Source organism: Vibrio crassostreae (assembly GCF_041439375.1).
GTDB classification, from domain to species: Bacteria; Pseudomonadota; Gammaproteobacteria; order Enterobacterales; family Vibrionaceae; genus Vibrio; species Vibrio crassostreae_D.
Genome location: NZ_JBGONY010000006.1, coordinates 46071 through 64369, shown reverse-complemented (window position 1 = coordinate 64369; position 18299 = coordinate 46071). Strand labels below are relative to the sequence as shown.

Sequence of the window (18299 nt, the reverse complement as noted above, 5' to 3'; positions counted from 1 at the left end):
AGTCTTTCCCTCGTAAAGTGACGTTTAGAAAGCGTAAAGAATCGTAAAGAGTGAAAGTTGACGAATAATTAGCAGTATTATTAACCTAACTAAATGATTAAGGCTTCCCAATGGCGAACATTCTTCTTATTGATGACGACACCGAGTTAACCAGCTTACTCAAAGACATTCTGAGCTTTGAGGGCTTCACTGTTTCCGAAGCCAATGATGGCTACGCGGGGCTCGAGGCGATCAATGATGAGATTGATTTGATTCTTTTGGATGTGATGATGCCGCGTCTTAATGGCATGGAAACACTAAAGAAGCTGAGAGAAAATTGGGAAACACCCGTGCTCATGCTGACCGCAAAAGGCGAAGAGATCGACCGTGTGATTGGCCTTGAACTTGGCGCGGATGATTACCTACCTAAGCCTTTCAGTGACCGCGAATTGTTAGCGCGTATTCGAGCTATCTTGCGCCGAACGCAGACCACTGCGGCACCTAAAACCACCAGCGATAAGGTTCAATATCAAGACATCGAGGTATTCCCTGGCAAACAAGAAGCTTATTGTAATGGCCAGCTTATCGACCTCACCACTACCGAGTTCGCCCTGCTGAGCCACCTAATCCAGAACCCGGGGCAAGTGATCACCAAGGAAACGTTGAGTTTAGATGTGCTCGGTAAAAGACTAGCAGCATTTGACCGTGCGATAGACATGCACATATCCAACCTGCGTAAAAAAATTCCTGAACGCAGTGACGCCAAACCTCGCATCAAGACCTTGCGTGGCCGTGGTTACTTATTGGTAGAGGAAGATTAATGCGTATACCTAAAATCACCAGCTTATATGGACGTATCTTTGCTATCTTTTGGTTCACCATGTTACTGGTGCTTTTGTCGGTACTGTCGCTTCCCCATTTAGACCCGCGTGTAGCACGCGATGTACCCGCGGATCATCTCAATAAATTAGAGCGTATCGCTAAATTCACAGAGAAACGCTACGCCAAAGAACCGAATCTGGGCAAAATTGTATTCCAACTTGAGGCACCACGTAGCCGCAAGGACTCACGAGCTCGCATCTACTTAACCGACCTTGAAGGAGCCGTCCTTACCTCTAAGAGACATTCAGACTACAAGTTGAAGGCAATTCGCAACTTTGTGACCTCAATTGAGAACCCTGAAGTGCCGAAACAAAAGCTCTACGGACATTACATGGTGGCCGGTCCAGTACCGATCAAACTGGCAGGTGAAGAGTTGTTGATGTATGCCGGAGTGAAATGGAATCAACCACCGCCATTCTTGTTACGCCTGTTTGATAGACCTTTACAGCTATTGCTTGCTGTCATGTTAGCGAGTACTCCGCTATTACTTTGGCTAGCTTGGGCACTGAGTCAACCAGCTCGCAGGCTAGAACGCGCTGCGCAACGTGTAGCGAAAGGCCAGTTTGAGGTCGACCCAACACTTGAAAAAGGTACCTCTGAATTCAGACAAGCGGGTGAAAGCTTTAACCAAATGGTCGAAGCGGTAAACCAGATGATTTCGGGGCAACAGCGACTACTCTCTGATATATCACACGAGCTCCGCTCACCACTGACTCGTCTGCGCATGGCGAATGCGCTGGCAATTCGTAAACAAGGTGAGAGCCAAGAACTTGAACGTATTGATACCGAAGCACAACGTCTTGAACAGATGATCAGTGAGCTACTGACGTTATCTCGTATGCAAGTCGACAGCCACATTACTCGTGAGGTTCAGCCTATCTCGAGTCTATGGGAAGAGATCTTAAAAGACGCACAGTTTGAAGCCGAACAGATGGGCAAACAACTGACGTTCTCAGAGATCCCTGAGCGTTCTATTTCGGGTAACCCTAAGCTGCTGATGAGCGCGCTAGACAACATTACACGCAATGCGATCTACTACGGCAAAGACCAAGTGGATGTGCAATTCCATGTGGTTCAGGATCAGCTAACAATTTGCGTCAATGATAATGGTGATGGTGTACCAGAGGATGAACTGGATTCTATCTTCAGGCCTTTCTATCGAGTTTCCACTGCTCGTGATCGTAACTCAGGCGGTACTGGACTTGGGTTAACCATTACTGAGAGTGCAATTCGTCAACACAGCGGAACCATCACTGCAAGCCGCAGCACGTTAGGCGGATTACAACTCGAAATCACCCTACCTATCTTACCGGTGTAATATCCCTACAAAGATCATAGTTGATAATGATTGTTATTATCATTATGGTAAATCCTCTAATTAAGGAGGATTTACCATGTCTCATACTTTCCCTGCTCTGCCCTACGCTTACGATGCCCTAGAACCTTACATCGATGCCAAAACGATGGAGGTGCATTACAGTAAGCACCATAAAACTTACTACGATAAGTTTATTGCGGCTGTCTCTGGCAGCGAACTTGAACAGCAATCACTGACTGAAATCTTCGCCAACATCTCCCAACACAGCCCTGCCGTTCGTAACAATGGTGGTGGTTACTACAACCACATCTTGTATTGGAACTGCATGTCTCAAGACGGCGGTGGTGAACCAACGGGTCAACTCGCTGAGGCTATCAATAGCACGTTCGGTGATTTCGAAACACTCCAAGACGAGTTCGCTCAAGCGGCAATCAACACCTTCGGCTCTGGCTTTGCTTGGCTAGTGGTAGAAGAAGGACAACTCAAGATCGTCTCAACCTCAAACCAAGATAATCCTTGGATGGATACAGTTGCCAGCGATGGTGAGCCGATTCTCGCGCTCGATGTTTGGGAACATGCTTACTACATCAGCTACCAGAACCGTCGTCCTGATTACATCAATGCATGGTGGAACGTGGTGAATTGGAATGCAGTATCAGAAAACTACGCACAAGCATTAGCGAACAACGCGTAAGCTGATAGTGGCGAACTGTACTCACTCAGCTTGCCACCGTATACTCTGGCTATCTTTGATTATTCTTGTGAACCAACATGTTTGATATCGCTTTATACGAACCAGAAATTGCACCCAATACGGGTAACATCATCCGCCTATGTGCTAACTGCGGCGCAAACCTTCACCTTATCGAACCGCTTGGCTTTGATTTTGAAGAGAAGAAAGTTCGTCGTGCAGGCTTGGATTACCACGACCTAGCGCGAGTTAAACGTCACAAGAACCTAGAAGCCTTCCTTGAGTATCTAGAAAATGAGCGCGAGGGTGGTTTCCGCATCTTTGCTTGTACCACTAAAACAACAGGTCACCACGTTGATGCAAAATTCCAACAAGGTGATGTGTTGATGTTTGGCCCAGAAACACGCGGCCTGCCAGCTGAGTTCATCGAAAGCATGCCGATGGAACAACGTATTCGCATTCCAATGATGCCAGACGCACGCAGCCTGAACTTATCAAATGCTGTAGCAATCATCGCGTTTGAAGCATGGCGACAAATGGGATTTGAAGGCGCGGTATAATGCCAATCGCAGTAAATAACCGCTCATCCGCCCTGTTATTTATTACTTGATATCACGAGTAAGTAATACTCAATAAAAAAGGCTGTTACCGTTATCACTTTCTGACGAAGGATAAAGGTAACAGCCTTTTCTGTTTTTCCCTCTATATAAAGAAGAGGGAAGTGGATTAGTTTAGTCGGTTACGATCGTTATCGTCGTCTTTCTTCTCAAACTCACCTTCAAAGGTGTTGCCATCTTTTGACTGGTCAAATGGGTCACGATTGAATGGGTCTTGTCCAAAAGGACTCTGACCAAAGCCAGTTTGCCCACCCGCATGGAAACCACCAGACATATTTTTAACCACCATTTTTTCCATCATTTTCTTGGCAATCATCGCTCTTGGTGCTGGTAGCAACACCAACATACCCAGCGCGTCTGTCATGAAACCCGGAGTCAGCAGTAATACGCCTGCAACCGCAAGCATCACGCCTTCAAGAATCTGCTGTGCTGGCATTTCGCCTTGTTGCAAACGGCCTTGTACAGACATTAGTGTCTGAATGCCTTGGCTACGAACCAGTGAGGCACCAACAAATGCAGTAATCAACACTAACGCAATAGTTGGCCACAATCCTAAGAAGCCACCAACTTGAATAAATAGCCCAATCTCAATGATGGGTACGAAGATAAATAGTAATAATAAGATAGGAAACACACGCCCTCCTTTGTTGCATTCAGTTTACGCTGAAAGCCCTATCAATCTCAAATTTATCCTGTAAATAAGCGTGTTTATTGACCGAGAATAACTTTGCAAAATATTGACGAAACAAAACCGAAAAAGGTGATCAACTTAATATTTTTATGCGCTAAGTACAGTATCATGTGCCACATAAGTCAGGACGGATTTATCAGCCCAATATTCTAGCGAACGGAGTATTTGCACACAGAATAGGCTAATAACTAACTATATAATCAGAATAATTCTCTAAGGATCCTGTTATGGCTACTCTATCAGAAGCACAAGTTGATGCTCCTCAAGCTACTCGTCTCGAAGAAGATCTTTTAGGTCAACGTCATGTTCCGGCTGATGCTTACTACGGCATCCACACTCTACGCGCAGTTGAAAACTTCAACATCTCAAATGTAACGATCTCAGATGTACCTGAATTCGTTCGCGGTATGGTGATGACAAAGAAAGCTGCGGCTTTAGCAAACAAAGAGTTAGGTGTAATTCCTAGCGAAGTGGCTAAATACATCATCCAAGCTTGTGACCTAATTCTAGACACGGGTAAGTGCATGGATCAGTTCCCATCAGACGTTTTCCAAGGTGGTGCTGGTACTTCTGTAAACATGAACGCGAACGAAGTGGTTGCGAACGTGGCACTTGAGCTTATGGGCAAAGAAAAAGGCCAATATGAGTTCATCAACCCGAACGACCATGTAAACCGCAGCCAATCTACAAACTGTGCTTACCCAACTGGCTTCCGTATCTCTGTTTACAACAGCGTTCGTAAACTGATTGATGCGATCGAATACCTAAAAGGTGCATTCGAGCTTAAGAGCCAAGAATTCAACACGATTTTGAAGATGGGTCGTACTCAGCTTCAAGACGCAGTTCCAATGACGGTTGGCCAAGAGTTCCACGCTTGGGCTGTAACCATCAATGAAGAAATCAAAAACCTAGAATACACTTCAAAACTACTGCTTGAAGTAAACCTAGGCGCAACGGCTATCGGTACAGGTCTGAACGCAGCACCGGGTTACCAAGGCCTAGCAGTGAAACACCTAGCAGAAGTAACAGGCCTAGAGTGTGTAGCGGCTGAAGATTTAATCGAAGCAACGTCTGACTGTGGCGCATACGTAATGACGCACGGCGCACTTAAGCGTCTAGCAGTTAAGCTATCTAAGATCTGTAACGACTTGCGTCTACTTTCTTCAGGTCCACGTACTGGTTTGAACGAGCTAAACCTACCTGAACTGCAAGCAGGTTCTTCAATCATGCCTGCTAAAGTAAACCCAGTTGTACCTGAAGTAGTAAACCAAGTTTGCTTCAAAGTTCTAGGTAACGACAACACGGTTTCTTTCGCTGCGGAAGGTGGTCAACTTCAACTGAACGTAATGGAACCTGTTATTGCACAAAGCATGTTTGAGTCTCTAGACATTCTGACAAACGCTTGTGTGAACCTGCGCGACAAGTGTGTAGACGGCATTACGGTAAACAAAGAAGTATGTGAAGCGCACGTATTTAACTCTATCGGTATCGTCACTTACCTAAACCCATACATTGGCCACCACGAAGGTGACATTGTTGGTAAGATCTGTGCAGAAACAGGTAAGAGTGTTCGTGATGTAGTTCTAGAACGCGGTTTATTGACCGAAGAAGAACTTGATGACATTTTCTCTGTTGAAAATTTGATGCATCCTCAGTATAAAGCGAAGCGCTACGAATAAAGTTAGCGAGAAAGGGTTCCAAACGGAGCCCTTTTTTAGGCTCCAATACGGTTAACCATGATTATTTTGTGGATTTCCGTTGGTTGCGCTTTTGCCAAATTGAATCTAAACCATAGAACTATTATGTGAACATTCCAGCGGCGAATGTTCACATAATAAAATCTAAATGAGGTGTTACTTATGATTGCAGTAGAACTGTTTGTCGTCCTGCTCTTTATCTTTTTGGGGGCCAGAATTGGCGGTATCGGTATTGGTTTTGCCGGTGGTGCTGGTGTTATTGCCCTTTCACTTATTCTTGGCGTTCCAACAAGCCAATCTTTCATCCCGATCGACGTAATCTTGATCATCATGTCAGTTATCACCGCAATTGCTGCAATGCAAGTTGCTGGCGGTATGGACTGGTTGGTACAAATTGCCGAAAACTTTTTGCGTAAACACCCTGAACGCATCACCTTTTACGCGCCGATTGTGACCTTTGTAATGACATTAATGGCGGGTACTGGTCACACAGCATTCTCTACGCTTCCTGTTATTGCAGAAGTAGCGAAAGGCCAAGGTGTTCGTCCTTCTCGTCCACTGTCTATCGCAGTTGTCGCTTCTCAAATTGCTATCACAGCTTCGCCAATCTCGGCTGCAGTTGTGGCTTTCGCAGCAATGTTGGCACCATTTGGTGTTGATTACCTAACGCTATTGATGGTTTGTATCCCAACAACCTTCATCGCTTGTATGGTTGGTGCGGTTGTTGCTAACTACATGGGTAGCGAATTGAAAGACGATCCTGTTTATCAAGAACGTCTAGAGAAAGGTCTAATCAAGCTAGCAACAGAAGAGAAACGCGAAATTCTACCTACAGCGAAGAAAGCAACGTACATCTTCCTAGCTGCAATTGGTTTCGTGGTTTGTTACGCAGCGGCTATCTCTAGCTCTGTTGGCCTAATTGAAAACCCGGCGCTAGGTCGTAACGAAGCGATCATGTCTGTAATGCTGGCAGCAGCAGCGGCTATCGTGATGTTCACTAAGATTGATGCAGCGAAGATTTCTTCAGCACCAACGTTCCGTTCTGGTATGACGGCATGTGTATGTGTACTTGGTGTGGCTTGGTTAGGTTCAACGTTTGTAAACGCACACGTTGCTGAAATCAAAGACGTAGCAGGCGCTCTACTGGCTGACTACCCATGGATGCTGGCTCTTGTTCTGTTCTTCGCTTCTATGCTGCTTTACTCTCAAGGCGCAACAACAGTTGCACTGATGCCTGCAGCACTAGCGATTGGCGTAGCACCACTAACAGCCGTTGCTTCTTTTGCTGCGGTAAGTGCGCTGTTCGTACTTCCAACTTACCCTACGCTACTAGCAGCGGTTGAGATGGATGACACAGGCTCAACGCGTATCGGTAACTACGTATTCAACCACCCATTCTTCATTCCAGGTGTGGTAACAATCAGTACTGCGGTAGCACTCGGCTTCGCATTCGGCGGTCTGTTTATCTAACATTCGCTGGTGATTGAACATTTAAAAGGAAGCTTCGGCTTCCTTTTTTGTTTTCTGCTCAATGTGTTATTTGATACGCATCAAATAACCATTATAAACTTTAAAAACCGCCTAAAAATAAAGTTTGAATAAAATTCCAAGATTATTCTGCCTAATCATAAACAACACCTACCAAATCAATCTCCTTCCACTTCCAGTTAATCCACAACGAATATTAATCCAAGCTAACTAACCAAAAAACCTTGACGATTTTCTGCCATTTTTTAGCCCTTTTATTAGCCATTATTTTTGTGAACAGCACCAAACTTAAATACCGGAGTAAGGAATAAAATAACCGCAGCTAAATTAAATCTAACTTCATTTGGATTAGTAAATATAAAAACAACCTTAATTTAAAGTCAGCAACTTTATATCGTTGAGTGCTTTATAAGTGTCCGTGTATTTACAATCTATAAATCATTAGTCGCTAATTCACATCACTTCTATTTAAGATGATGTAAGGAGATAGCCATGACAACTCAAACGATACCAAGCGAGAAAAAAAAGGGCGGCTTCTTTGCCAACTTTAAATTCCCTTCTGCCTACACCATTCTATTTATTCTGATTGCGTTCGTCGCACTGCTTACCTGGATTGTTCCAGCAGGCCAATACGACCGTGCAATGAATGAAGAGCTAGGCCGAGAAGTACCCGTAACCGGAACCTATCAAGCGGTAGAAGGTAACCCTCAAGGCGTGATTGATGTACTGCTCGCGCCTATTGACGGCTTCTATGACCACAATAGCTATGAAGCGGCGGCTATCGACGTTTCGCTGTTCATCTTAATCATTGGTGGCTTCTTAGGGCTAGTAACCAAAACGGGTGCCATTGATGCCGGTATCGAGCGCGTCACCGCCCGCTTAGAAGGGCGAGAAGAGTTGATGATACCAATACTGATGGCGCTATTTGCCGCAGGTGGTACCGTCTACGGCATGGCGGAAGAATCACTGCCCTTCTATACATTGCTAGTGCCGGTAATGATGGCAGCTCGCTTTGACCCTCTTGTTGCCGCTGCGACCGTACTGCTTGGTGCAGGTATTGGGGTGCTGGGTTCAACGATTAACCCATTCGCAACCGTGATCGCTGCCAACGCCTCTGGTATTCCATTTACAGACGGTATCGTGTTGCGCATTGCGATGTTGATTATTGGTTGGGGTATTTGTGTTGTCTACGTAATGCGTTACGCAAGAATGGTTCAAGCCGATCCAACAACATCAATTGTCTACGACAAATACGAAGAGAACAAAGCGCACTTCTTAGGTAATGCGAGCGGCGAAAAACTTGAATTCACCGCGACTCGCAAACTGATTCTGACCATTTTTGGTGGCTCGTTCGCTGTAATGATTTATGGTGTATCCGTTGCTGGATGGTGGATGGCTGAGATCTCAGCGATGTTCTTAGCAGCAACCATCATCGTTGGTATTGTGGCTCGCATGAGCGAAGAAGAGTTTACCACCAGCTTCATTGATGGTGCCCGCGACCTACTTGGCGTTGCGCTCATCATAGGTATTGCACGTGGTATCGTAGTGGTGATGGACCGCGGTATGATCACCGATACCATTCTCTTCTCAGCAGAACAGATGGTAACGGGGCTTTCTTCGGTTATCTTCATTAACGTGATGTTCTTCTTAGAGATTCTACTGTCGTTCTTAGTGCCATCGACCTCTGGCTTAGCGGTACTGACCATGCCAATCATGGCACCACTGGCCGACTTTGCTGGCGTAGGTCGTGACTTGGTTATCACTGCGTACCAATCTGCATCTGGCTTGGTGAACCTAATCACCCCAACCTCCGCGGTGGTGATGGGTGGTTTGGCGATTGCTCGTGTCCCTTACGTGCGCTGGGTTAAATGGGTGATGCCACTAGTCGGTATATTGATGGTGTTCTGCATTGTTGTACTGAGTATTGGTGCGCTGATCTAACTAACAGCACTTCACTCCTTTCTCATCCAAAGCCGCTTCTCACAGCGGCTTTTTTATTGTTCCCTCTCAATGTAACCCTCTGCCACTGAAACAGCTCCTCAAAGCCATACACGCGATATTCAAGGTTCTTCTGTTCGTAGCCAAGCTCAACTAAACTCAAAGCACTCGCAATAGAAGAATCAATCCTACTTTTAAACATCTAATTTTCTTGATGAAATAACACTCTATTTTCAACCATGATGTTTAAACAAATAGTTAGTCACTTATTAGCGTTAATTATATTTAAAGTAATTAATAGCCTAATAAACAGACGAGGATTAATGCCCTTTTCTATCAAAAAACACACTTAAACAGCCGATTTTAAAATGTGATCGCAACAGCTTTATTCGCATTTACTTTGTTAATAAACAATTAATTCCACATCCAAAATTAAATATCTAAATAAAAACACTGCATACTTCCAAGCTAAGTACACTCTTATCAATAAAACTATTCTGCATATAATCCCTCGTAAATTAGATTCTAGTAAGTTTCGTCAAAAAAGCGTGCATAAAGTTCCCTAACTGCTAACTATTTAGAATGTATTATTCATAACTGAAAGTGCATAAAGTTTGTTAAAACCCTTAATTTTAAAGGGCTGCGGGATAAAAAACGATTTGTGATAGATCTCTAAGAATACCTGACTAGCAGGCGTAATATTAATTCCAGACAAGAGATATGAATAAATAATTCATTCTTCTCAACTGAAAATAAATAATTACTCTTAGCGATAAAAGTAATTCAAATATATAAGAGAGAGACGATCATGAGTAAGTTCTATGTAGGTTCTGAAATAGGTCAATTACGTCGCGTTCTAGTTCACCGTCCAAGACGCGCACTGACTCACCTAACACCCTCTAACTGTCACGATTTACTATTTGATGACGTACTGGCTGTTGAACGTGCTGGTAAAGAGCATGACGCATTTACTCAAACGCTGCGTGATCAAGGTGTTGAAGTTCTTCTTCTTACTGACCTACTAGCAGACACGCTAGCAGTGCCAGAAGCGAAAGATTGGCTTTTGAATCATCAAGTTTCTGATTACCGCTTAGGCAAAACGTTTGCTAACGATGTGCGCTGCTACTTGGGCGACTTACCAAACCTAGAACTAGCAAAAATCCTAACGGGTGGTCTTTCTTACGCTGAGATGCCAATGAAATCATCTTCAATGATGCAAGGCATGCACGCACCAACCGACTTCATTATCGAACCGCTACCAAACCACCTATTTACTCGTGACACATCTTGTTGGGTATACGGTGGCGTATCCATCAACCCGATGGCGAAACCTGCTCGTCAACGTGAAACCAACCACGTTCGCGCTATTTACCGCTGGCACCCAACATTCGCAGGCCAAGACTTCATTAAATACTTCGGTGATGAAGAGAGCATCAGCTACGACAACTCAACCATTGAGGGTGGTGACGTTCTTGTTATCGGCCGCGGCACGGTACTTATCGGTATGTCTGAGCGTACAACAGCACAAGGTGTTGAGCACTTAGCATCGAGCCTATTCAAACACGGTCAAGCGAAACAAGTTATCGCAATGCAGCTACCAAAACACCGCTCTTGCATGCACTTAGACACCGTTATGACGCACATGAACGAAGATACCTTCTCTGTTTACCCTGAAGTGGTAAGTAAAGACGTGCAGTGCTGGAACCTAACTGGCGATGAGTCTGGCGCAGTAAAAGTGAAAGAAGAGGGCTACTTCGTAACCGCTATCGAAAAAGCACTGGGCGTAGACAAGCTAAACCTCATCACAACAGGTGGTGACAACTTCCATGCAGAACGTGAACAGTGGAACGATGCGAACAACGTTCTAACCGTTAAACCTGGCGTTGTGATTGGCTACGAAGGCAACACCTACACCAACGAAAAATACGACAAAGCGGGTATCACGGTTCTTCCGATTCCAGGTGATGAACTTGGCCGCGGTCGCGGTGGCGCACGCTGCATGAGCTGCCCAATTGAGCGTGATGGTATCTAATCACTAAGACGAAACGGCCAAGTTGAACAATCTTAATAATCTCAGCTTGGCCAAAATGAGAGAACACAATTATGACTAAGCAAACCGTTGTTGTCGCACTCGGTGGTAATGCCCTACTTCGTCGCGGTGAGCCGTTAGAAGCCGATGTTCAACGCCGCAATATTGAAACGGCGGTGAAAACCATCTCTGAAATCGCAAAAGTGTACAACGTGGTGTTAGTACACGGTAATGGCCCACAAGTTGGCTTACTTGCTCTGCAAGGTTTGGAATACAAGAAAGTCAATCCATACCCGCTGGATGTGTTGGGCAGTGAGACTCAAGGCATGATCGGCTACATGTTGATGCAAGAGTTCAAGAACTACCTGCCTAACCGCAACATCTCGTGCATGTTGACCCAAATGACGGTTGATCCAAATGATCCTGCGTTTGCGGATCCAACCAAACCGATTGGCCCGATCTATGAAGAAGCTGAAGCGCGTGAATTGGCAGAGAAATTCCACTGGATCGTAAAACCCGATGGCCAACATTTCCGCCGTGTAGTACCAAGCCCACGCCCTACCGGCATTGTTGAACACGAAGCGATCACTCAGCTTATCGATGCAGGCCACCTCGTGATCTGTACTGGCGGCGGCGGCATCCCAGTGAAAAAAGAGAATGGCAAATTAGTCGGTGTGGAAGCTGTTATCGACAAAGACATGTCTGCGGCTTTCTTAGCGAAACAACTGGATGCGGATGCGCTACTGATTCTGACCGATGCAGACGCTGTGTACCTGGATTGGGGCAAACCGACTCAACACGCACTGCGCAGCACCACACCAAGTGAACTGGCGCAATTCGAATTTGATGCAGGCTCAATGGGGCCAAAAATTGAAGCATCGTGCGAATTCATTCAGCAAGGCGGCAAGGTCGTCGGTATTGGCGCACTCGAAGATGGTTTGCAAATCCTGCAAGGCTTGGCGGGCACCAACATCACCAAAGATTAATCTACTCGCGAGCTTTTCAAACCTTGCGAGAAAACTGAATCACCGTTTGAACTGAAATTAATACACAAAAATTGAATCGCGCTTTCTTGAATTTTCTTTCCCTGTAACAAGAAAGCGCCTAAATCTAAGAAGGAATACATCATGGCTTTTAACCTACGCAATCGTAACTTCCTAAAACTACTAGATTTCACTCCACGCGAAATTCAACACTTGTTAGATCTTTCTATGGAGCTAAAAAAAGCGAAGTACAACGGTTACGAACAGCCGACACTGACTGGCAAAAACATTGCACTTATCTTTGAGAAAACCTCAACTCGTACTCGCTGTGCATTCGAAGTCGCGGCATTCGACCAAGGTGCTCGCGTGTCTTACTTAGGTCCATCTGGCTCTCAAATTGGCCACAAAGAATCTATGAAAGATACCGCTCGCGTTCTTGGCCGTATGTACGATGGCATTGAATACCGCGGCTTCGGTCAAGAGATCGTTGAAGAACTAGGCGCTTACGCTGGTGTACCGGTATGGAATGGTCTGACTGACGAATTCCACCCAACTCAAATCTTGGCTGACTTCCTAACCATGACGGAATACGGCCGTGGTAAACAGCTACATGAAATCAGCTTTGCTTACCTAGGCGATGCTCGCAACAACATGGGCAACTCTCTGATGGTTGGCGCTGCGAAAATGGGTATGGACATCCGCCTTGTAGCTCCAAAGCAATTCTGGCCACAAGAAGAGCTACTAGCTCAATGTCGTGAAATCGCAGAACACACTGGCGGCAAAATCACGCTAACAGAAGATGTCCAAGAAGGCGTGCAAGGTTGTGACTTCCTATACACCGACGTTTGGGTATCCATGGGCGAAGCGAAAGAAGCATGGGCTGAGCGTATCAACCTAATGATGCCTTACCAAGTGAACATGGAAATGATCAAAGCAACAGGCAACCCACATGTGAAATTCATGCACTGCCTACCGGCTTTCCACGGCGAAGATACAACAGTCGGTAAGCAACTTGCTGCTGAATATCCGCAACTTAAAGATGGCGTAGAAGTGACAGATGAAGTAGTCGAGTCTGAATACTCAATCGTATTCGATGAAGCAGAAAACCGCATGCACACCATCAAAGCAGTCATGGTTGCGACACTAGGCAGCTAATAAATTAAAAAGTTACGAAGTTAAAAAGTTAAGCACTCACTTGTTCGCAAGACATTGACAAGTTAAGTGCAATAACAGGGAAATGCGGGTGGCGTTCTTGGGATTTTGACCTTGGATAAAACCCGCATTTTTTTTCATGTACTAAAAAAGATTATTACCTGAAAAACCCTGAGATTCGCAGTTCCGACAAAGGCTTTAATGGAAGCTACAAACGGACGTGATTTCGCATAAAAATCCATTAAATGAATACTTTACAGAAAGTATTGCATGGCCTTTTTATCTGAGTATAATCCTCCGCAATTTGTCTAAAGAGAGCAAAAAATGAACCGCAGTTCTGTCGCACATAATTGTCAAACTACACGCCAAAGAGTGGCGTTAGTGTCATTTTTATTTTGCTCTATTGATCGTTTCGAAGCCTCCTATTTTTAGGGGGCTTTTTTTTGTCCGCAATTTGACTGTATGCATAGAAAAAGGAAGACCCGTTATGGCGCATTCGTTATTTAACAAGCACATCATCTCCATTCCAGAGCTCTCTCGTGATGAACTGGAGCTTATCGTCGATACTGCAGCAAGACTCAAAGCAGAGCCAAACCCAGAGCTGCTGAAAAATAAGGTGGTTGCGAGCTGCTTCTTTGAGCCTTCAACTAGAACTCGCCTTTCATTTGAAACCGCAGTTCAACGCCTAGGTGGCACTGTCATCGGTTTTGATAATGGCGGTAACACGTCATTGGCGAAAAAAGGCGAAACACTTGCCGATTCGGTGCAAGTTATCTCTTCTTACGTTGATGCCTTTGTGATGCGTCATCCACAAGAAGGCGCAGCACGTTTAGCCTCTGAGTTCTCTAACGGTGTGCCAATTGTGAATGGTGGCGATGGTGCCAATCAGCACCCAACGCAGACCTTGTTGGATCTATTCTCGATTTACGAAACGCAAGGCACGCTCGACAACCTCAATGTGGCATTCGTTGGTGACCTAAAATATGGCCGCACCGTACACTCATTGACGCAAGCACTATCAAAATTCAATAACGTACGTTTCTTCTTTATTGCGCCAGAAGTGTTAGCGATGCCTGATTACATCTGTGAAGAACTGGAAGAGATGGGTATCCAATACAGCACCCACAGCAGCATTGAAGAAGTGGTGCCTGAGCTGGATGTTCTGTACATGACTCGCGTACAGAAAGAGCGCTTTGATGCATCAGAATACGCGCACATGAAATCGGCTTACATTCTAACAGCTGATACGCTGAAAGATGCACGCCAAAACATGAAAGTGCTTCACCCACTGCCACGTGTCGACGAAATCACAACTGATGTAGATAAAACGCCACACGCTTACTACTTCGAGCAAGCTGAAAATGGTGTGTATGCTCGCGAAGCCCTATTAGCCCTAGTTCTAAACGACACTTTATAAGCAGGAGAAACAGTCATGGTTAAACAAACTCAGCTACAAGTAGAAGCCATTCGTAACGGCAGCGTCATTGACCACATCCCTGCTCACCTTGGGATCAAAATCCTCAAGCTGTTTAAATTGCACAAGACCGAGCAACGCATCACCATGGGATTAAATTTGCCATCATCAGCACTGGGTCATAAAGATCTGATCAAGATTGAGAACATCTTCCTAACCAAAGAACAAGCCAACCAATTGGCTCTGTATGCTCCGCAAGCGACGGTGAATCAAATTGAAGAGTACAAGGTGGTCAACAAGTTAACACTGGTACTGCCAGACCAAATCAATAGTGTGTTCGCTTGCCCAAATAGCAACTGTATTTCGCATGGTGAGCCTGTTGAAAGTAGCTTTAAAGTACAGCTTAAGCAGGAAAACGTGCAGCTAAAATGTCACTACTGTGAAAAAGTATTCTCTCGCGAGATCATGAGTGAAATTCGCTAACCCTTAGCGCTATTACCTCCGCAACAAAAACCCTTTATAACTTATGGATATTTATTCCCAACGCGGAATAAATATCCACTTAACCAAAGAATAAAACTCCACAATAAAAGCAATTAACCAGAATTTTATTTGGTGATCGCCTTCAAAAAGATAACTATCCTTTAGTGGTAGACTCAATGCATAGATGATCATACATCTCGCATACCCTCCCTCTTATTTCGGGGTTCATCGGTAAGCCCTAATTAACAATCGTACTCTACGGCTTTGGGAGTGCGTTCTGCGCTATGGACAAGCGATATCAACACGTTGACCTTAAGGAGTTGTTCATGAACCCAATCACTGAGCACGGTTGCTTGTATTCAGCTGAAGATAAAACACTGACTGCCGCGTGCAAACGCTTACTACAACAGCAAAGCTTCTCGACCCAGAACCAACTGCGCGAGAAACTCGTCGATATTGGCTATACAGGCATTAGCCAATCGACCGTCTCTCGCATTTTGTCACAGCTTGGCGTTGTCAAAATTCAGAATGCCTGTGGCAAAAAGGTTTACTGCATCACGGTTGAAAGCGCGCCTGTGCGTGTCGATGCCTCAATCTCATCACAAATCGAATTAATTACTCACAACCAAGCTATGGTGATTGTAAAAACAAACCCTGGTTGCGCACAGTTGGTCGCAAGATTAGTCGATATCGACCCACATACCGAGATTATCGGTACGGTTGGCGGCAATGACACCGTGCTCATTATTCCGAAAGACACAATGAACATTGATGCTTGTGAACAAGTAGTAAGAGCACGCTTAGGTGTTGCCTAAATGTTTTATTGGCAAGGGCTGTTCACTGCAGTTGCGCAGCTAACCCTCTCTCGACTGCCTAAGAAAGTGGCTCACCCGCCCTAGCGGATATTTGCTGGTCGATGAAACTAATCACAAACTATTACGGTCTGATTGAGTTAAGATACCTTCAACTCCATTTTGATGACTAAATAGTATGCGACGACTTGCCACATTACTTTTTGTTTGCGTTTCCCTGTTCACCCAGTCTGCGTGGGCGCTTTTTGGAAACGACAACGCCGAGCCAAGCTTCGGAGGCAATAACAACGGTTTTGTCCCTGTAGACCAAGCTTTCCCTTTCAATTACTACCAGCAAGACGGCAAGGTCCTTCTCGACTGGCAAGTAAAAGAGGGCTACTACCTCTATCAACATAGCCTCTCGTTCACTGGCCAAAACCTCGCTATCGGCAACGTTGAAATGGAAGATGGCCAACCACACCAAGATGAATTCTTCGGTGAGGTGAGCATTTATACTCAGCCGTTATTCGTGCAAGTTCCGCTACAGAGTTACCAAGATGGCTCACAGCTGATCGTTAAGTATCAAGGCTGTGCAGATGCTGGTTTCTGCTACCCACCAGAAACTCGAGTAATCGACATAGCACCGTTTGAAGCAACGGGTTCAAGCGACACTGCTGCCGACACTACCAGCAACCAAGCGAACACCGCACCACAAGTTGCTTCTCCAAAAGCAGATGTGGCAAATAACACGACACCACAATCAAGCGCACCCGTTTCAAAAGAAGCGAGCCTAGCCGATAAACTCGGTGACAGTTGGTGGACTCCATTATTATTCTTAGCACTCGGTGTTGGCTTAGCCTTTACGCCGTGCATTCTGCCTATGTACCCAATTCTGACGGGTATCGTATTGGGTGGCGGCAAGCTCAGCCAAGGTCGCGCTTTGATGTTGTCCTTCATCTATGTGCAAGGCATGGCGTTAACCTACACCTTATTAGGTTTAGTGGTTGCTTCTGCAGGCATGCAGTTCCAAGCTGCTATGCAACACCCTTACGTGCTGATCGCGCTGAGTGTTCTGTTCGTGGCGTTAGCGATGTCAATGTTTGGCGTTTATAACCTGCAACTGCCAAGCAGCATCCAAACTTGGCTTAACAATCAAAGCAACAAGCAGCAAGGTGGCAATAGCTTGGGCGTGTTCGCGATGGGCGCTATCTCTGGCTTGGTATGTTCACCTTGTACCTCGGCGCCATTGTCAGGTGCGCTGCTGTATGTAGCTCAGAGTGGCGACCTATTTACCGGTGCGATTGCTCTGTATGCGTTAGCTATGGGTATGGGTATCCCGCTGCTCTTGGTTGCGGTATTTGGTAATAAGCTACTGCCAAAAGCAGGTAGCTGGATGGATAAGGTGAAGATCGTATTCGGCTTTATCTTGCTGGCAGCGCCTATCTTCCTGCTAGAGCGAATTATTCCTGAATTATGGGCGACGGTACTTTGGTCTGCCCTTGGCTTCATCGCCTTTGGTTGGCTTTACCACAGCAAAAATGCACTGCCATTTGGCGGCTGGAAACAGAGCGCAGTGGGTATCATCGCAATGCTCGGCCTATTCGCTTCTGCGCAACCTGCGTTGAATTACTGGTTTGCAGAAAAGAGCGTGGTAGTTGAACAGCAAATCCAATTTGCACGCATCAACACCGTTGAAGAATTAGAAATCCAGCTCATCGAAGCCAAGAAACTCGGTAAGCCTGTGATGCTCGATTTCTACGCCGATTGGTGTGTGGCGTGTAAAGAGTTTGAGAAGTACACCTTCCACCAAGCTGATGTGGAAAACAAGCTTTCTGACTTCGTACTGCTACAAGCGGATGTAACGAGAAACATGCCTCAAGACATTGAACTGCTTAAACAATTACAGGTGCTCGGCTTACCGACGATTGAGTTCTGGGATGGTGAGGGTAACCATGTTCCAAATGCTCGTGTAACCGGTTTTATGCCTGCCGATGTATTCTTAAAACACATGCAAAACCACCAGCTATAACGGTAATATTCACTAAAATATAGCCGAATCGAAAGCCGCACCGCCCCTCCGTAACGAGATGGCAGTGCGGCTTTTTTGCTATTCAGAGTAACGCTTTCTTATTCCGGGGATAAAAGT

The 18299-nt window shown here is 45.4% G+C and carries 15 protein-coding genes; 14 read left to right on the top strand and 1 reads right to left on the bottom strand.

The window, feature by feature from the left end; all coding sequences use genetic code 11:
• Nucleotides 1–110: 110 nt before the first annotated feature.
• The 4 genes from ACED45_RS04575 to trmL all read left to right on the top strand — a co-directional run bounded on the left by ACED45_RS04575 (nucleotide 111) and on the right by trmL (nucleotide 3430).
• Nucleotides 111–800, top strand: coding sequence for a response regulator (locus tag ACED45_RS04575; protein WP_146492413.1), 690 nt, complete (start codon nucleotides 111–113; stop codon nucleotides 798–800).
• A complete protein-coding gene (cpxA, locus tag ACED45_RS04570) occupies nucleotides 800–2179 on the top strand; it encodes an envelope stress sensor histidine kinase CpxA (RefSeq protein WP_285953292.1) in 1380 nt (459 codons plus the stop codon). The genes ACED45_RS04575 and cpxA overlap by 1 nt, the downstream gene beginning before the upstream one ends.
• A gap of 76 nt (nucleotides 2180–2255) precedes the next feature.
• Nucleotides 2256–2873 carry a superoxide dismutase gene (locus ACED45_RS04565; RefSeq protein ID WP_371713383.1) on the top strand — a complete coding sequence of 206 codons (618 nt, stop codon included), beginning with the start codon at nucleotides 2256–2258 and terminating at the stop codon, nucleotides 2871–2873.
• 77 nt (nucleotides 2874–2950) lie between these two features.
• On the top strand, nucleotides 2951–3430 hold the full coding sequence (gene trmL, locus ACED45_RS04560) for a tRNA (uridine(34)/cytosine(34)/5-carboxymethylaminomethyluridine(34)-2'-O)-methyltransferase TrmL (protein ID WP_060983415.1): 480 nt from the start codon (nucleotides 2951–2953) through the stop codon (nucleotides 3428–3430).
• A 166-nt stretch (nucleotides 3431–3596) separates the two neighbouring features.
• Here the strand turns inward: trmL and ACED45_RS04555 are convergent, their stop codons facing one another.
• Nucleotides 3597–4121, bottom strand: coding sequence for an FxsA family protein (locus ACED45_RS04555; RefSeq protein WP_060983416.1), 525 nt, complete (start codon nucleotides 4119–4121; stop codon nucleotides 3597–3599).
• 284 nt (nucleotides 4122–4405) lie between these two features.
• Here ACED45_RS04555 and aspA point away from each other — a divergent pair, with 284 nt between their 5' ends.
• From aspA to ACED45_RS04505, 10 genes are all read left to right on the top strand, one after another.
• On the top strand, nucleotides 4406–5857 hold the full coding sequence (gene aspA / locus ACED45_RS04550) for an aspartate ammonia-lyase (protein ID WP_371713382.1): 1452 nt from the start codon (nucleotides 4406–4408) through the stop codon (nucleotides 5855–5857).
• Nucleotides 5858–6037: 180 nt separating this feature from the next.
• Nucleotides 6038–7345, top strand: a complete 1308-nt coding sequence (locus ACED45_RS04545) for an anaerobic C4-dicarboxylate transporter (RefSeq protein WP_017061168.1) — start codon at nucleotides 6038–6040, stop codon at nucleotides 7343–7345.
• A gap of 510 nt (nucleotides 7346–7855) precedes the next feature.
• On the top strand, nucleotides 7856–9304 hold the full coding sequence (locus ACED45_RS04540) for a YfcC family protein (RefSeq protein ID WP_017068849.1): 1449 nt from the start codon (nucleotides 7856–7858) through the stop codon (nucleotides 9302–9304).
• A gap of 805 nt (nucleotides 9305–10109) precedes the next feature.
• Nucleotides 10110–11333, top strand: a complete 1224-nt coding sequence (gene arcA, locus ACED45_RS04535; RefSeq protein ID WP_086715848.1) for an arginine deiminase — start codon at nucleotides 10110–10112, stop codon at nucleotides 11331–11333.
• A gap of 71 nt (nucleotides 11334–11404) precedes the next feature.
• Nucleotides 11405–12316: a carbamate kinase gene (gene arcC, locus ACED45_RS04530; protein ID WP_019821541.1), complete on the top strand. Its 912-nt coding sequence runs from the start codon at nucleotides 11405–11407 to the stop codon at nucleotides 12314–12316.
• A gap of 141 nt (nucleotides 12317–12457) precedes the next feature.
• Nucleotides 12458–13468 (top strand): ornithine carbamoyltransferase, encoded by a 1011-nt coding sequence (locus tag ACED45_RS04525; protein WP_017063666.1) that lies wholly within the window; start codon nucleotides 12458–12460, stop codon nucleotides 13466–13468.
• A 484-nt stretch (nucleotides 13469–13952) separates the two neighbouring features.
• Nucleotides 13953–14882: an aspartate carbamoyltransferase gene (pyrB, locus tag ACED45_RS04520; RefSeq protein ID WP_004729720.1), complete on the top strand. Its 930-nt coding sequence runs from the start codon at nucleotides 13953–13955 to the stop codon at nucleotides 14880–14882.
• Nucleotides 14883–14897: 15 nt separating this feature from the next.
• Complete coding sequence (pyrI, locus tag ACED45_RS04515) at nucleotides 14898–15362, top strand: aspartate carbamoyltransferase regulatory subunit (RefSeq protein WP_060983419.1); 465 nt, start codon at nucleotides 14898–14900, stop codon at nucleotides 15360–15362.
• A 326-nt stretch (nucleotides 15363–15688) separates the two neighbouring features.
• Complete coding sequence (locus ACED45_RS04510; RefSeq protein WP_285953288.1) at nucleotides 15689–16177, top strand: arginine repressor; 489 nt, start codon at nucleotides 15689–15691, stop codon at nucleotides 16175–16177.
• Nucleotides 16178–16352: 175 nt separating this feature from the next.
• A complete protein-coding gene (locus tag ACED45_RS04505) occupies nucleotides 16353–18182 on the top strand; it encodes a protein-disulfide reductase DsbD (protein WP_371713381.1) in 1830 nt (609 codons plus the stop codon).
• Nucleotides 18183–18299: the final 117 nt, after the last annotated feature.

Coding starts and splice junctions, on each gene's coding strand:
- ACED45_RS04575 (WP_146492413.1), top strand. CDS start 111: ATGGCGAACATTCTTCTTATTGATGACGACACCGAGTTAACCAGCTTA.
- cpxA (WP_285953292.1), top strand. CDS start 800: ATGCGTATACCTAAAATCACCAGCTTATATGGACGTATCTTTGCTATC.
- ACED45_RS04565 (WP_371713383.1), top strand. CDS start 2,256: ATGTCTCATACTTTCCCTGCTCTGCCCTACGCTTACGATGCCCTAGAA.
- trmL (WP_060983415.1), top strand. CDS start 2,951: ATGTTTGATATCGCTTTATACGAACCAGAAATTGCACCCAATACGGGT.
- aspA (WP_371713382.1), top strand. CDS start 4,406: ATGGCTACTCTATCAGAAGCACAAGTTGATGCTCCTCAAGCTACTCGT.
- ACED45_RS04545 (WP_017061168.1), top strand. CDS start 6,038: ATGATTGCAGTAGAACTGTTTGTCGTCCTGCTCTTTATCTTTTTGGGG.
- ACED45_RS04540 (WP_017068849.1), top strand. CDS start 7,856: ATGACAACTCAAACGATACCAAGCGAGAAAAAAAAGGGCGGCTTCTTT.
- arcA (WP_086715848.1), top strand. CDS start 10,110: ATGAGTAAGTTCTATGTAGGTTCTGAAATAGGTCAATTACGTCGCGTT.
- arcC (WP_019821541.1), top strand. CDS start 11,405: ATGACTAAGCAAACCGTTGTTGTCGCACTCGGTGGTAATGCCCTACTT.
- ACED45_RS04525 (WP_017063666.1), top strand. CDS start 12,458: ATGGCTTTTAACCTACGCAATCGTAACTTCCTAAAACTACTAGATTTC.
- pyrB (WP_004729720.1), top strand. CDS start 13,953: ATGGCGCATTCGTTATTTAACAAGCACATCATCTCCATTCCAGAGCTC.
- pyrI (WP_060983419.1), top strand. CDS start 14,898: ATGGTTAAACAAACTCAGCTACAAGTAGAAGCCATTCGTAACGGCAGC.
- ACED45_RS04510 (WP_285953288.1), top strand. CDS start 15,689: ATGAACCCAATCACTGAGCACGGTTGCTTGTATTCAGCTGAAGATAAA.
- ACED45_RS04505 (WP_371713381.1), top strand. CDS start 16,353: ATGCGACGACTTGCCACATTACTTTTTGTTTGCGTTTCCCTGTTCACC.